Raw genomic sequence first — 13,475 nt, 5'->3', positions numbered from 1 at the left:
CCTGACAGTAACAATCCGTTAATGATTGAATGTTAATTGGTTTGATCATTGACGACACGTTCGATGTGGATCGTTAAGTAGATCATTTCTGATTCACCGATCGATTTGTCGTAGGTTTTGATCAAGTACTCGTTGATCCGTTGGACCGTTTGAAACGCTTTAGGGTACTTCGATTGCACAAGGGCAAATAAAAATTCATCTTTTTCCCCCGAAAGTTCATCGCTTAAATAGCGCTGCGCAAAATACTGTAAATGCGTGGTGATCCGTTGATAGTTCAAGGAATCTAGGTTAAAGACTCGTCCATAAAAACGACTGATGATCGCCAGTACGTCACGAACGATCTCTACCGCTTGCATCGTGGTTTCCATCGTACCATTGGCTTGTTCGCTATTGACGATATGAAAGGCGATAAAGCCAATTTCCGATTCCGGCAATGAAATCCCGAAGACTTTTTCAAAATAAGCAACGGCATCTGCTGCAACCGCATACTCTTTCGGATAAAATTTGCGGGTCTCAAACAACAATGGATTCGGCAGCTCAATGCCTTCACGTGCCCGAACCAGCGCATAATGGATATGGTCGGTCAGTGTCAAATAAATATTTGGCGACAGCTCGATCCCCAAGGACGCTTCTGCATCATCCACCACTTGCTTGACGGCTTCGACTTCTTCCACAGGAATGTCTGAAAACAATTGCTGAAACTGATTTGCGGTAAAGGTATCCTTTAACACAAATTCTTTTTCGACAAAGGCTTCATCCACTGGATCGCCGACTTTTTTCTTAAACGCAATGCCGCGACCCATATAGATCACTTCCTGACCGGCATCATTGGTCGAGATGACGACATTATTATTTAAAATTTTTCCAATAATCATCGCTTTCCCTCACTCCAAAATAAAAAAACCTAGAATCTCCCCATTAGCGCGCTACGGTCAATTCTGGTTTTGCCTGCCGAACAGTAACAATCCTTGTAACTGAAAGAATAATAACACACCCCTGTGGCAGATGCAACCCTTTTCAATCAGAATTTCTGCAACGTGCTTTTCCTTTGTTATACCATTGAACAATTCTCCTTGCAACTTCCTTCACTATCTAAATTGAGTTGTTTTTTAATAAAAAAAGGAATGGCTCAGCTGCAGCCATTCCTAATGTATCAAAGTTGCTTTCTTTGCTGTCCCATGCGCCGTTCTTTCATCGCCGTTCCTAACGTACCATAGGTGAAGACAGCGATCCCCAGCCAAATAAACGCAAAGGCGGAAAATTGGGCCAGTGAATAGGTTTCGTGAAACAAAAAGATGGCTAACAAAAGCATGATTGTCGGGTTGACGTATTGAATAAACCCAAGCGTAATGTAAGAAACATTTTTCGCGGCTTCCGCAAACAGCAATAGCGGAATAGCCGTCACGATCCCAGCACCCATCAATAAGAGATTGGTTTGCAAGGGATAATTCATAAAGCCGACGGTTGAAAATCCTAAAATATACACGAGGGCAAAGGGGAAAATCACCATCGTTTCGATCGTTAACCCAGTAACCGAACTAATGGGGATCCTTTTTTTGATCAAGCCATACGTACTAAAGGAAAAGGCCATGATCAGTGAGGCATAAGGAATCGTTCCTGTTTGGATCGATAATAAGATCACCCCGATACTTGCCAGCAGACACGCCAGCATGCCAGTACGACTAAGACGTTCCTTCAAAAAAACGGTCGCTAACAAGACATTGACAAGCGGATTGATATAATAGCCTAAGCTGGCTTGCATCACGTGGCCCGCACTCACCGCGAAGATAAAGGTGAACCAGTTGATGGAGATCAGCACAGAAGCTAAAACGATCAGTCCAGCAAATGCTTTGTTCTTCCACAGCAGACGCGCTTCTTGTAAAAATTGCGTTTTCTTCCCAGAAAGCACGATAAACAACACCATAAAAACAAAGGACCACACGATTCGGTAGCACATCGTTGCTAATGGCGAAACCCCAACGATTATTTTCCAATATAGTGTGACCAAGCCCCATAATACATAGGCAGACAACCCAAAATAAACGCCTTTATTCTTCATTTTCTCCCTGATTTTTTTCCATTAAAACAAGTCTTTCCTGAAAAAAAATACTCCTCCTAAACCATAAGTTATCTTATTATATCGAATTTTTTGGTTTTTCATAGAGTTTCATGAAATAAATCAAGAAAAGCACCCTTCAAAGAAAGGTGCCCTCTTTATTCCAGTGGTTCTTCTGCACCTTCCAGCCACACGGCTTCTGGCTTCTGATCACGAATCAAGAATACCCCCGTTGCAAACAACATTCCCGAAGCGATCGTCATCAATAAGAAAGAAACATTCATCCCATGAAGCAGTGCACTTGTTCCTGTTAAGGTCGTGCTTTTTTGCGCCACACTATTCATGATCCCGACAAATAATGCTGTCCCGATGGCGCCTGCCACCGTTCGCAAAGAAGTCAATAACGCTGTTCCATGCGCCGTCAGCTGCGGCGGAATATTTTTATTTCCCCACGTCACGAAGGGCATCAACAAACAGCCTGTGGCGGCACAGCGCAGCATGTTCAAAACCACTGCTACCCAAATACCCGTGTGCATATGGATGAAATACATACCGATGTTGCTCAAGACCAGTGAGCCGCCGCCAAAAAGTGTCAACAGACGGATGCCGACTTTGTCATAGATTCGCCCAGCCACGGGACTTAAGAAAGCCGAGACCAGTGAGCCTGGCAAAACGACTAATCCCGAGATCGTCGCTGATTTGCCTAAAATCGACTGCACGTAAAGCGGCATCAGCATCGCCGAACCCATCAAGACCAAGTAAAGCATGATACTGCCAAAGACACTGATGGCATACTCTTTTGTTTTTAAGACCCGCAGATCCAAAAATGGGGTTTTCGCTCTTAACTGACGGAAGACAAAGAAGACCCCTGCTACCAAACCGATCCCTAAGGTTCCTAAAACCGGCAAGCTGAAAAAGCCATAGCTGCCGATATTGCCAAAGCCTAAAGTGATCCCACCAAAGGCGAAGGCACTCAAAACAAAAGAGGTCTGATCAAATTTACTGTTGCTTACTGGCAACACATCATCAAAAACCTTTATGGCCCAAATCAGTGAAATCAAAACGATCACGGCAACGATATAAAAAATCGCATGCCAGTTCAAGCGGTCCACGATCACCCCAGCAAGAGTCGGTGCGATCACGGGTGCCGCGGTGATCGATAATCCATACCAGCCCATCACCACACCGATACGATTGATCGGATAGATCGATAAGAGGATCACTTGCGCCATCGCGGTCAAGATTCCATTGCCTACGGCCTGCAAAATACGAGCAAGCATCATGACTAGAAAATTGGGCGCTGCAGCACAAAGCAGCAAGCCCACCAACGCAATTCCTAAGGCAGCGAGATACAGCTTTTTGGTTGGCACACGATTCATAAGATATGCCGTCAAGGGCATAACGATCGCCATCGCCAAGGAATAACCGCTAGTCAGCCATTGGCCCGTAGTGACGGAAATCTGCAGGTCAGTGACAATGGCGGGTAAAGCCGTCGTCAAGGCGGTCGCCAACATGGATACGGCAATACATGTAATCATTAAATTAATAAAAATCAGCGTCCGCTGACGTTCCGTTCGTTGGACTGTTTCACTCAATCAACGTCCGCCTCCTTCTCAAGATAAAACTGTTCGATTTTTGCTAAGGCTTGACCAAAGGCTTGTTTTTCTTCTGCCGTCAAATAGGTCAGCATTTCTTGGTGCGCCTTGCTGCGTTTTTCTTTCATTCGCTGTGCCTCTTCCTTGCCTGCTTCCGTCAGCGAAATCAGATGGCTGCGTTTATCTTTCGGATCGACTTCTTTTTGGATCAGCCCTTTTTCAGCCAGTTTTTTTAGTAGTTCGCCAGTGGATGTCGAGCGAATCGCTAAATACGCGGCGAGATCTTTTTGGGTCAACGTCCCTTTTTCGTCCAATACCAGTAGGCAATTGAACTGTCCCCGACCTGGCATAAAACGCCCATATTTTTGTTCCGCATACCGCCGATTTAATTTATACACTTCAAACAATCGTTCCACGATTTCTTGTTCGGAAACCATCGACCTTCAGCTCCTTTCGCCTCTTCACTATTTAGATAGGTACCTAATTAAAAGTCTGTTCTCCATTTTACATAGGTACCTACCTATTGTCAAGGAAGGATTGACAATGAGAGCGGGTACAGCAACCAAAAACGAAAAAAGCATTGAAACTTACGCTTCAATACTTTCCTCGTGGTTCTTTTTCTCCGCAAACTCTGCCAGCAGTTGCCGGACTTCATCCGTTGATTTGGTATTCATCAATTTTGCCCGCAAATCACTGGCTCCAGGGAAGCCTTTGACATAGATTTTAAAGAAACGATGCAATCCTGCGATCGAGCGTGGCACCATTTTGGCGTAATGGTCCTGCAGATCTAATTGCAGCTGCAACAAGCCTAATAGCTCTTCTGAGGTATGCTCTTTCGGTTCTTTTTCAAAGGCATAGGGATTCTTGAAAATACCCCGGCCGATCATGATTCCGTCTACGCCATATTTTTCTGCTAGCTCCAAACCTTTGGTACGATCAGGGATATCGCCGTTGATCGTCAGCTTCGTTTGTGGGGCGATTCTATCCCGCAAGGCAACCACTTCAGGAATCAATTCCCAATGGGCATCGACCTTGCTCATTTCTTTGCGGGTTCGCAAATGGATCGAAAGGTTGGCGATATCCTGTTGCAGGACATGGGTCAACCAAGCTTCCATTTCTCCTAGTTCGGTATAGCCCAAACGCGTCTTGACACTGACCGGCAGACCGCCAGCTTTGGCTGCTTGGATCAGCTCTGCAGCAACTTCTGGTCGCAAGATCAAGCCGCTGCCTTTGCCTCGTCCAGCAACGTTTGGCACTGGGCAGCCCATATTTAAGTCGATCCCTTTAAAGCCCATCTCCGCTAAGCCGATACTCATCTCACGGAAATACTCTGGCTTGTCGCCCCAAATGTGGGCTACCATCGGTTGCTCATCTTCGGTGAAGACTAAACGTCCCCGCACACTGTCGCGTCCTTCTGGATGGCAGTAACTATCGGAGTTGGTAAATTCCGTAAAGAAAACATCTGGTGCGCCGGCAGCTTGAACGACATGTCGAAAAACGACATCGGTGACATCTTCCATTGGTGCTAGGATAAAAAAAGGCTTCGGCAATTCAGCCCAAAAATTTGTTGTCATGATTTACGCTCCATTTCTTTGTCCAAGGATCTTATTTTATGACCCCACTTGCAAAACAAACCCCATTATACTAAGAATGCGTCAAAGAAGCAAAAGAGCAAGACGACACCCGCCGGTGCTTCGCCTTGCTCTTTTACAACAGATACTTAATACTGCCGAATAACTGGCGGTTCGTAGGCTTGAATAAAAGCTTCAAGCTCCTGGGTTGTTTGCGCAAAACCGATTTTTTCGCGATCGGCCTGCGTCAAGAACTCATTTTCCACCATATTGTCATACAAGGCTCTCGTTGCGCGGTAAAAATTGTTCACATCATAAAAAGCACACGGATTCGGGTTTTGACCGATTCTTGACCATGAGATCATCTCCGTGATTTCTTCCAGCGTACCAGGACCGCCTGGCAGTGCGACAAAGGCCTGCGACAATTCGAACATTTTTCGTTTTCTTTCTGACATCGTCTCGACGACATGGAGTTCGGTCAATCCAGGATGTGCTAGTTCCCGATCTTTCAAAAAGGTTGGGATCACCCCGATCACCTGACCGCCATTTTCTAAGACAGCATCTGCCAGCACGCCCATCAAGCCCGCTTTTCCGCCGCCATAGACCAGCGTATTTTGCCGTGAAGCGATCCACTGCCCCAATTCTTGGGCGGCTGTTGCAAAACTAGGTTCATTACCGACACTGGCACCACAATAGACTGCAATTTTCATAAAACTCTCCATCATCCTTCTCAATCATTTTGAAATAGTATATCATGATTCTGATAAAGGTTCTGGGAAAGGATGGAAAAAAAATTATGAACATTGAGGAATATCAACGATTTATCAGTGACTTCTACAAAGCCCGCAACTGGTATCAATATGATCCGTTTATTCGGGCGAATTTTTTAGCAGAAGAAGTCGGGGAAGTGAGCCGTGCCATTCGGACATTGGAGATTGGCCGTGACCGTCCCGATGAACAAGAAGGCTTGCCGGAAGAAAAACTGGCAAATCTGACGGAAGAATTGGGCGATGTACTGGATAACTTATTTATTCTCGCCGATAAATACGATATTTCTCTAGAAACGATCATGCAAAAACACAAAGAGAAGCTATTGTCTCGCTATCAAATGAACCATATGACAGAAAAAAATAGCTAACGGGATACTTGTTGCGGAACGGGCAGCGGCAAAGGTTGCTTTTCTTAAATACAAAAAACCAACGTTTCTGTGGTCGATCGGCCAGTGAAACGTTGGTTTTCTTCTATTATATAAAAAGTTGGTTCTCCTTTTTATGCAATAGGAGGTGTTTATTGTGCCATTTGCTCTACCAGTTCTTCCAAACCAGTCAAGGCTTGGTAGCCGTAGCCAAAGAGATAATTGTAGTCCATGCTGTAGACTTGTTTGTTTTTGATGGCTTTCATGCTGGAGAGTTTGTCATTTTTGTACAAGCCTTCAATGATTTCTTGACCAGAAACACTGCCTTCGATCGTTGACCAGTCGCCGACGATCAAGACATCGGGATCCGTTTCGATCAAGGTTTCGACACTGACTTCTCCTGAATAGTCTTGAAACACATTGTTCAGTTTGATCATGTCAAAGTTACTGTTGAAAAAAGACTCGTCTTGAGCGGCATAGACACTGACCACACTTGGATCAGACATAAAGAGATGGGCAAAGGTTTGCTCTTCTTTGTCTGCTACTTTTTCTTCCAAGGCACTCTGGCGATCCTTTAATTCTTTTTCAAAAGCAGCGGCTGCCTCGGGGACATTGAAGAGCTTACCAAGGTTTTCAATGTCTTGATACACAGAATCAAACGTCGCCCCAGTGACAGAGGTTTCTTGGACGTAAGTCGGAATGCCCATCTCGTTCAAGGAATCAACGGTGCCAACGCCCCAATCTTGATTATCAAAAAGTCCTCCGCGGCCAAAAATCAAATCTGGATCCACACTGAGCGCCGTTTCTTTACTGATATAGTCGCTGCCCAGGTCGTTTAGTTCTGCGTAATCAGCAGCAACTTCCTTATCAGCGGCACCAAAGGTTGCACCGACACCCGCAATCTGATCCTTGAGGCCGAGATGCAGCAGCAATTCCGCTGCTGGTCGTGTGTTGGCTACGACTTTTTTCGGTGCTTCATTAAAGGTTTGGTCCTTGGCGGTCCATTGCGTACCGCCTTCTGCTTTGGTGTAGTTGCTGATGGTTAAGGGATACGTACTTTCTGCCTGTGAGGAAGAAGCCGAAGTTCCTTCATCCTTCGTATTGCCGCAAGCGCTTAATGTAAAGACTGCCAATCCTACCCCAATCATTTTTCCCCATTTATTCATCTGTTTGCTCCTTTTCAAAATAATAATGAAACCCTAATCCGCCTGTGATCGGATGATGGTAAATACTGCATTTCACGCCATAGATTTCTTCGATCAGTTCTTCTGTCAGCAGCGTTTCTGGTTCGCCATACCCTACGACCCGACCATCTTTTAAGGCATAGATGATGTCGCAATAATTGGCTGCTTGTTCCAAATTGTGCAGCGCCGCCAACAAGCCAATCTTCAGATGCTTGACGGTCTCTAAGATTTCCAGTTGATATCGGATATCCAAATGATTGGTCGGCTCATCGAGAATCATAAATTTCGGTTCTTGGGTGATGGCACGAGCAAGGACGACCCGCTGTTTTTCGCCTCCTGATAATGAGAGGTAGCTGCGTTTTCTGTAGGCACTTAACCCTGTTTTGGCTAAGGCTGCGGTGACCAGCTCATGATCGGCTTTAGTGTCTTGTTCCAACAAACCCTTGTGGGGCGTGCGGCCTAAAAGCACCATCTGTTCTACTGTTAAATCAAAGCTCAACTCATTGAACTGACTGACGACGCTGACTTGCTGGGCGACTTTTTTTTCGGAACTTTTCAAAATATTCATCTCACCTAAATAAATGTCGCCGCTGTCAGGTTTCAACGTTTTGTAGATAGCTTTTAACAATGTAGACTTGCCGCTGCCGTTGGAACCAATCAAGCCGACAAATTGCCCCTGTGCGGTTTGGACGGAGATGTCTTTTAGAATCTGTTGGTCCCCGATCGTTAGATTGAGCTTTTCAACTGCTAATTTCATTCCGTCACCCCCCAAAGTTGTATTGCCGTTTGACAATGATATAGATAAAGATCGGTGCGCCAATCAGCGCTGTAATGATCCCGATCGGCAGTTCGACTCCTTGCAGGGTCGAGCGGGCGATCACATCCGCCCAAATCAAAAACAACGCGCCTGTCAAAGCGGTCAAAGGCATCAACAGGCGATGATCCGACCCGCTGACTCCACGTACGATATGAGGAATGATCAAGCCGACAAAGCCGATCATACCAGAATTCGCAACGATGATACTGGTTAATAGCGCTGCTAGCAGCATGTAAAAACGACGATAGAAGGTCAGCTTGACCCCTAAGGTGGAAGCAACTTCATCTCCCAGCAAAAGCGTATTCAAAACACGGTATTGCGTCAGGAAGAACAGCGTGATCAAAGAAACCAGAACCACGATAAAGCCCAATTTGTTCCAAGAAGCCGAGGCTAAGCTGCCCATCGACCAAAACGCCACAGTCTTCATCCCTTCTGCATTGCTAGCCAGATAGATGATCAAGTTTGAAACAGAGCTGCATAAGGCACTGACGATCGTCCCCGACAGCACGAGTTTTGTGGAAGTCATTTTCCCACCGATACTAGCAAGCAGCAGCACCAAAATGGTGGCAATCCCCGCTCCTGCAAAGGCACCAAACGATAAGCCCAGCTGCAAGACTAGCGCCGAGCCGCCAAAACCGACTAAGATGGCGAAGGTCGCCCCTAAGGATGCGCCTGAAGAGATCCCTAAGATATAGGGATCTGCCAGCGGATTTTGGACCACCGCCTGCATCACTGCCCCGCTGATCGCTAACCCCATGCCCACAAAAATAGACAGCAAGACCCGCGGTGCCCGAACAAACCAGACGATATTGATGTTTGCGTCTGAAATGCCTGAAAGATCACCAACCAATCCATGGCTGATTTTATAGAAGAGAATTTGATAAACTTCGCCAAGGGTGATATTGGCTTGTCCGTTTGCCAAAGCAACTCCTGCAGATAAGAGAATGGCGACAACTAAAACACAGCAAATGATTGTCGAAACCATCCAACGATTTGATTTAATCAACCCTACCGACATGTGATTCTCCTTTATTCAGCACGATCCTCTCCTGATTTCACAGCAAAAACAACCTGACTGTTGCCTCGCCACCATCATAAAAGAAGCATCTGTGCGTTTTTTCGCTTATAACAGTTCTTCTCATGAAAAGCGCCAAAGCCATGTACTGCTTTGACATCTATTTGCAAATGAGAATCACTCTCAATGAATAGAGTCATTATAAGGAACCTTTTGTGAAATGTAAATAATTTTCTGAAAATTTCCTTAAATAAGAGTTATTCTAATGTTCGTGATTGATTGGGCGTTTTCCTCTCCATTGACCTATCGAAAATACGGTACCCGTGAAGAAGCGAATCCTTTGGCAAAAATAATCCCATGCTTTTAAATGATGAAAAAAAGACAGACTTCATTTTGTACGAAGTCTGTCTCCAGTCTGATGCCTATGCTCAGGCAGGCTTGTTCTTGTAGCTTCCCTTTGTTCGAACGTGAAACCTATGCGTTGCCAAGGATTTGCTGATTCAACGAAATCATCTCCAAAAGACCTTGAGCGGCTTCACTGCCTTTGTTGCCGGCTTTGGTTCCCGCCCGTTCAATGGCTTGTTCGATTGTTTCAGTCGTCAACACACCAAACATGATCGGAATGTCGGCATTCAGACCAATTTGGGCTACGCCTTTCGCCACTTCATTTGAGATCAATTCATAGTGAGTCGTTGCTCCGCGAATCAAGGCACCTAATGTCACGATCCCATCGTATTGCTTGTGGTCAACGATTTTTTTGGTAATATACGGAATCTCATAAGCCCCTGGTACCCAATACACATCGATGTTTTCTGCTTTGACTCCATGACGCAGCAAATTGTCTTTGGCGCCTTCCACTAACTTGGAAGTGATAAACTCGTTGAATCGTGAGACCACGATCCCTACTTTGACTGCCTCTCCCTGAAACGTTCCTTCAAATACTGTCATCGCTCATTCTCCTTTGGTTGATTAAATAGATAGGTAATGGTGAAACTTTTCTTTCTTCGTTTTCAAATAGCTGCTGTTTTCTTTATGCGCAGGCATCTCCAGCGGTACCCGTGCTACTACCTTGATCCCTAAGCTTTCTAATTCCTTCACCTTGTCAGGGTTGTTGGTCATCAGTTGAATCTCCTGCACTTCTAAGGAACGTAAAACATCGGCGGCAAACGTGTAATGACGAGCATCTGCTGCAAACCCCAATGCAATATTTGCTTCATAAGTATCCATGCCTTGTTCCTGCAGCTGATAGGCACGGAGCTTGTTCCGCAAGCCAATACCGCGGCCTTCTTGGCGTAGATACAAAATCGCACCGCGGCCTTTTGCTTCGATCTGCCGCATCGCTTCTTGTAGCTGTTCGCCGCAATCACAGCGATGAGAGCCGAAGACGTCGCCTGTTAAACACTCTGAATGGATCCGTAGTAACAGCGGCTCGGTAGTATGTTGAATCTCGCCTTTGGCTAGTAAAAGGTGTTCATTGCCGAACTCATCTTCAAATAAGGTCAATTGGAACGCCCCATAAGCCGTTGGCAGATCCACCGTGATAGGCGTGGTTCCTCGTAGATATTCCGCCAACTCATCAATGGTCAAAAACGGCAGCTGCCATTTTTCTGCTAATTTTTTCAATTCTGGGACCCGAGCCATCGTGCCATCTTCATTTAAAATCTCACAAATGTAGGCTGCTTCCACGCTGCCAGCAAGCTTTGCTAAATCCACAGCCGCTTCTGTATGTCCTCTGCGTTCCAACACGCCGCCAGGTTGAGCGGTCAAAGGGAAGATATGACCAGGGCGATAAAAATCCGCAGCTTGTGACGCAGGATCAGCCAACTTTTCAATCGTCACTGCCCGGTCTTTCGCAGAAATTCCCGTACTCGTCGTCACGTGATCGACACTGATGGTAAACGCGGTGCCAAAGGCATCCGTATTATTGGCGGTCATCTCAGGCAATGCCAGCTTTTCAGCGATCGCTTGTGAGATGGGTGCACAGATCAAGCCGCGGCCATAAGTCACCATAAAATTGACGGCTTCTGGCGTTGCGTATTCAGCGATCCCAATCAAATCTCCTTCTGATTCCCGATTTTCATCATCGGCGACAATCACTAAGCCGCCTTTTTTTAACCATTCCACTGCTTGTTCTACTTTATGCATCGTCTGCCTTCTTTCATTTTCGTTGGTATTTGACATATTTCCCGATCATATCCGTCTCGATATTGACCCACTCCCCTTGTTTCAACTGCCCCAGCGTCGTCTGGTCTTTGGAATGGGGGATCAAGCTAACGGAAAATGCCTGTGCCGTCGTCTGGGTAACCGTCAAACTGACGCCATTGATCGCAATCGACCCTTGCGGAATGATTTCCCCTTGCACACTGACAGGATAAGCAAACGTCAAGATCAAGGCATTTTCCAACTGCTTTTTCTGGATCAAACGGGTCGTTACATCAATGTGGCCAGCGACAAAGTGGCCTTCAAAACGCTGCGTTGCTGCCATCGCTCGCTCCAAATTGACTTCGGCACCCACCGAGAGTTGTTTAAAGGTCGTTCGTTGAAAGGTTTCTGGCATGATATCCACCGTAAACGTCGTCGCTTGTTTGGCGATCGCCGTCAAACACGTCCCGTTGATCGCCATACTGTCTCCGATCTGGTAATCCGCCAGTAATCCTTCGGACGCACTGCAAGTTAGCTGGATCGTGCGGCTTTGCTTGCGGATCTCTTTGATGCGGCCTTTTTCCTGAATCAATCCTGTGAACATTCCTCTGGTCTCCTTCCTCGGATGCAAACATCTTCCCCAACTGCAGTCACCGTCACCTCTGTTAGCTGCTGCAGCTGTTTCGGGGTACGCTCACTGGTAAAACTTGCGAGACTATTGCCCCCAAGAAACTTTGGCGCCACATAGGTAATGCTTTCTTGCCACAGTCCGCTGGCTAAAAAGGCATCATGGATCGCAGCGCCTCCTTCTACGTAAAGCGATTGGACCTGTCGTGCGGCAAGCTCCTTCAGCAATGAAACAATTGTCAACTCTTCCAGCTGGATCACTGACACATGAGCTGGCAAATCACTGACAGTTGTCTGCTGCGTAAAAATCCACACAGGTGCCGAATCATCGACAAACAGTGCCAAATGGGGTTGCGACAGCGTTCGCCCCCGACGGTCTAACACGATGCGAATCGGCGGAAAGCTGGTTTCAACCGTGGTCAATAAGGTGGGATCATCCGTCAACACCGTCTGACTGCCCACTAAGATTCCTTGATAGTCCCCACGTTCTTGATGGACGTTTTGCCAAACCGCTGAACCAGTGATCGCACTGCGGGTCAACGCATCATGAGCGATCCGGCCATCTAAAGTGATCGCTTGCTTCAACGCCACGTAAGGTCGCTGATGCTGATGGTAAAAATTATAGTGTGGATTCAAACGTCGCACCGCTGTTTCTTCGATGCCCACCAACACGTCGATGCCCTGTTCTTCTAAAAAGCGCTTGCCTTGTCCAGCCACGATTGGGTTAGGGTCTAACTGGCCGACGACTACCTTTTTGATGCCACTGTCGATGATCAGCTGGGTGCAAGGCGGCTGTTTTCCTTGATGGTTGCAAGGTTCTAATGTCACGTATAAAGTCGAATTGATTAGGTCTTCGGAGGAATGGCATTGTTCGATGGCGTTTCGTTCCGCATGGGGCTGCCCATAGACTAAGTGAGCCCCTTTGGCAATGACCCGTTGCTCTTTGACGATCACAGCGCCCACTAGCGGATTGGTAAAGGTTTGGTAGCGCCCTTTTTTGGCTTCTGCGATCGCCAAACGCATGTATTCGTTATGCATCTTCCTTCCTCCTTTCAATAAAAAAATGCCTCGTGAGAATCTCACGAGGCATAGACAAACAAGACCGGCAAAAAATCAATTTTAGACGCACTGCGCCCCTTGAAATTTTGTGGTTTTTCTTCTCCCATCCAGACTTTCACTGTCGGTGCCAGATTCACACTGGCTCCACCGCATAGCTATGCGGGTCACGGACTTCAAGCATTGCGCTTGTCACCGTCGGTCGGGAATTACACCCTGCCCCGAAGAATACTATTCAATTCATGTGCATTTTAGCCCGACCATTTTTGTTTGTCAA

The 13,475-nt window shown here is 46.5% G+C and carries 14 protein-coding genes and 1 riboswitch; of the genes, 1 reads left to right on the top strand and 13 read right to left on the bottom strand.

Annotated elements, in window-relative coordinates:
- Nucleotides 1-32 precede the first annotated feature (32 nt).
- From licT to Q1X33_RS10180, 6 genes are all read right to left on the bottom strand, one after another.
- Nucleotides 33-875 (bottom strand): BglG family transcription antiterminator LicT, encoded by an 843-nt coding sequence (gene licT, locus Q1X33_RS10205; RefSeq protein WP_005230655.1) that lies wholly within the window; start codon nucleotides 873-875, stop codon nucleotides 33-35.
- Between the two features lie 278 nt (nucleotides 876-1,153).
- Nucleotides 1,154-2,059, bottom strand: coding sequence for an EamA family transporter RarD (gene rarD / locus Q1X33_RS10200; RefSeq protein ID WP_005230654.1), 906 nt, complete (start codon nucleotides 2,057-2,059; stop codon nucleotides 1,154-1,156).
- 155 nt (nucleotides 2,060-2,214) lie between these two features.
- On the bottom strand, nucleotides 2,215-3,651 hold the full coding sequence (locus tag Q1X33_RS10195; RefSeq protein ID WP_034869469.1) for an MDR family MFS transporter: 1,437 nt from the start codon (nucleotides 3,649-3,651) through the stop codon (nucleotides 2,215-2,217).
- A complete protein-coding gene (locus Q1X33_RS10190; protein ID WP_005230651.1) occupies nucleotides 3,648-4,088 on the bottom strand; it encodes a MarR family winged helix-turn-helix transcriptional regulator in 441 nt (146 codons plus the stop codon). The genes Q1X33_RS10195 and Q1X33_RS10190 overlap by 4 nt, the downstream gene beginning before the upstream one ends.
- A gap of 150 nt (nucleotides 4,089-4,238) precedes the next feature.
- A complete protein-coding gene (locus Q1X33_RS10185) occupies nucleotides 4,239-5,225 on the bottom strand; it encodes a tRNA-dihydrouridine synthase (RefSeq protein ID WP_005230648.1) in 987 nt (328 codons plus the stop codon).
- 146 nt (nucleotides 5,226-5,371) lie between these two features.
- A complete protein-coding gene (locus Q1X33_RS10180) occupies nucleotides 5,372-5,932 on the bottom strand; it encodes a TIGR00730 family Rossman fold protein (protein ID WP_005230646.1) in 561 nt (186 codons plus the stop codon).
- A gap of 86 nt (nucleotides 5,933-6,018) precedes the next feature.
- On the opposite strand from Q1X33_RS10180, the gene Q1X33_RS10175 reads away from it, so the two are divergent.
- Nucleotides 6,019-6,360: a MazG nucleotide pyrophosphohydrolase domain-containing protein gene (locus tag Q1X33_RS10175; RefSeq protein ID WP_005230638.1), complete on the top strand. Its 342-nt coding sequence runs from the start codon at nucleotides 6,019-6,021 to the stop codon at nucleotides 6,358-6,360.
- A gap of 149 nt (nucleotides 6,361-6,509) precedes the next feature.
- Here the strand turns inward: Q1X33_RS10175 and Q1X33_RS10170 are convergent, their stop codons facing one another.
- The 7 genes from Q1X33_RS10170 to ribD all read right to left on the bottom strand — a co-directional run bounded on the left by Q1X33_RS10170 (nucleotide 6,510) and on the right by ribD (nucleotide 13,180).
- Nucleotides 6,510-7,523: an ABC transporter substrate-binding protein gene (locus tag Q1X33_RS10170; protein WP_005230628.1), complete on the bottom strand. Its 1,014-nt coding sequence runs from the start codon at nucleotides 7,521-7,523 to the stop codon at nucleotides 6,510-6,512.
- Nucleotides 7,516-8,298: an ABC transporter ATP-binding protein gene (locus Q1X33_RS10165; protein ID WP_005230626.1), complete on the bottom strand. Its 783-nt coding sequence runs from the start codon at nucleotides 8,296-8,298 to the stop codon at nucleotides 7,516-7,518. The genes Q1X33_RS10170 and Q1X33_RS10165 overlap by 8 nt, the downstream gene beginning before the upstream one ends.
- A 4-nt stretch (nucleotides 8,299-8,302) precedes the next feature.
- Nucleotides 8,303-9,376 (bottom strand): iron ABC transporter permease, encoded by a 1,074-nt coding sequence (locus Q1X33_RS10160; protein ID WP_005233272.1) that lies wholly within the window; start codon nucleotides 9,374-9,376, stop codon nucleotides 8,303-8,305.
- 471 nt (nucleotides 9,377-9,847) lie between these two features.
- Nucleotides 9,848-10,321 (bottom strand): 6,7-dimethyl-8-ribityllumazine synthase, encoded by a 474-nt coding sequence (gene ribE, locus Q1X33_RS10155; protein WP_005230622.1) that lies wholly within the window; start codon nucleotides 10,319-10,321, stop codon nucleotides 9,848-9,850.
- 21 nt (nucleotides 10,322-10,342) lie between these two features.
- The gene (locus Q1X33_RS10150; protein WP_034869472.1) at nucleotides 10,343-11,518 is read right to left on the bottom strand and encodes a bifunctional 3,4-dihydroxy-2-butanone-4-phosphate synthase/GTP cyclohydrolase II; all 1,176 of its coding nucleotides are present in this window, start codon (nucleotides 11,516-11,518) and stop codon (nucleotides 10,343-10,345) included.
- Between the two features lie 13 nt (nucleotides 11,519-11,531).
- A complete protein-coding gene (locus Q1X33_RS10145) occupies nucleotides 11,532-12,119 on the bottom strand; it encodes a riboflavin synthase (RefSeq protein ID WP_005230617.1) in 588 nt (195 codons plus the stop codon).
- Complete coding sequence (gene ribD, locus Q1X33_RS10140) at nucleotides 12,104-13,180, bottom strand: bifunctional diaminohydroxyphosphoribosylaminopyrimidine deaminase/5-amino-6-(5-phosphoribosylamino)uracil reductase RibD (protein ID WP_005230615.1); 1,077 nt, start codon at nucleotides 13,178-13,180, stop codon at nucleotides 12,104-12,106. The genes Q1X33_RS10145 and ribD overlap by 16 nt, the downstream gene beginning before the upstream one ends.
- Before the next feature lie 112 nt (nucleotides 13,181-13,292).
- Nucleotides 13,293-13,431: riboswitch (FMN riboswitch) on the bottom strand.
- Nucleotides 13,432-13,475: the final 44 nt, after the last annotated feature.

The sequence above is a fragment of the Enterococcus sp. B2E4 genome, assembly GCF_030499455.1.
GTDB classification, from domain to species: domain Bacteria; phylum Bacillota; class Bacilli; order Lactobacillales; family Enterococcaceae; genus Enterococcus_D; species Enterococcus_D casseliflavus.
Note: the sequence above shows the minus strand (reverse complement) of the source record. Positions and strands in the feature narration are given on the sequence as shown.

Excerpts from the sequence above, each read along its gene's own strand:
- licT (WP_005230655.1), bottom strand. The coding sequence starts at position 875 with ATGATTATTGGAAAAATTTTAAATAATAATGTCGTCATCTCGACCAAT.
- rarD (WP_005230654.1), bottom strand. The coding sequence starts at position 2,059 with ATGAAGAATAAAGGCGTTTATTTTGGGTTGTCTGCCTATGTATTATGG.
- Q1X33_RS10190 (WP_005230651.1), bottom strand. The coding sequence starts at position 4,088 with ATGGTTTCCGAACAAGAAATCGTGGAACGATTGTTTGAAGTGTATAAA.
- Q1X33_RS10185 (WP_005230648.1), bottom strand. The coding sequence starts at position 5,225 with ATGACAACAAATTTTTGGGCTGAATTGCCGAAGCCTTTTTTTATCCTA.
- Q1X33_RS10180 (WP_005230646.1), bottom strand. The coding sequence starts at position 5,932 with ATGAAAATTGCAGTCTATTGTGGTGCCAGTGTCGGTAATGAACCTAGT.
- Q1X33_RS10175 (WP_005230638.1), top strand. The coding sequence starts at position 6,019 with ATGAACATTGAGGAATATCAACGATTTATCAGTGACTTCTACAAAGCC.
- Q1X33_RS10170 (WP_005230628.1), bottom strand. The coding sequence starts at position 7,523 with ATGAATAAATGGGGAAAAATGATTGGGGTAGGATTGGCAGTCTTTACA.
- Q1X33_RS10165 (WP_005230626.1), bottom strand. The coding sequence starts at position 8,298 with ATGAAATTAGCAGTTGAAAAGCTCAATCTAACGATCGGGGACCAACAG.
- Q1X33_RS10160 (WP_005233272.1), bottom strand. The coding sequence starts at position 9,376 with ATGTCGGTAGGGTTGATTAAATCAAATCGTTGGATGGTTTCGACAATC.
- ribE (WP_005230622.1), bottom strand. The coding sequence starts at position 10,321 with ATGACAGTATTTGAAGGAACGTTTCAGGGAGAGGCAGTCAAAGTAGGG.
- Q1X33_RS10150 (WP_034869472.1), bottom strand. The coding sequence starts at position 11,518 with ATGCATAAAGTAGAACAAGCAGTGGAATGGTTAAAAAAAGGCGGCTTA.
- Q1X33_RS10145 (WP_005230617.1), bottom strand. The coding sequence starts at position 12,119 with ATGTTCACAGGATTGATTCAGGAAAAAGGCCGCATCAAAGAGATCCGC.
- ribD (WP_005230615.1), bottom strand. The coding sequence starts at position 13,180 with ATGCATAACGAATACATGCGTTTGGCGATCGCAGAAGCCAAAAAAGGG.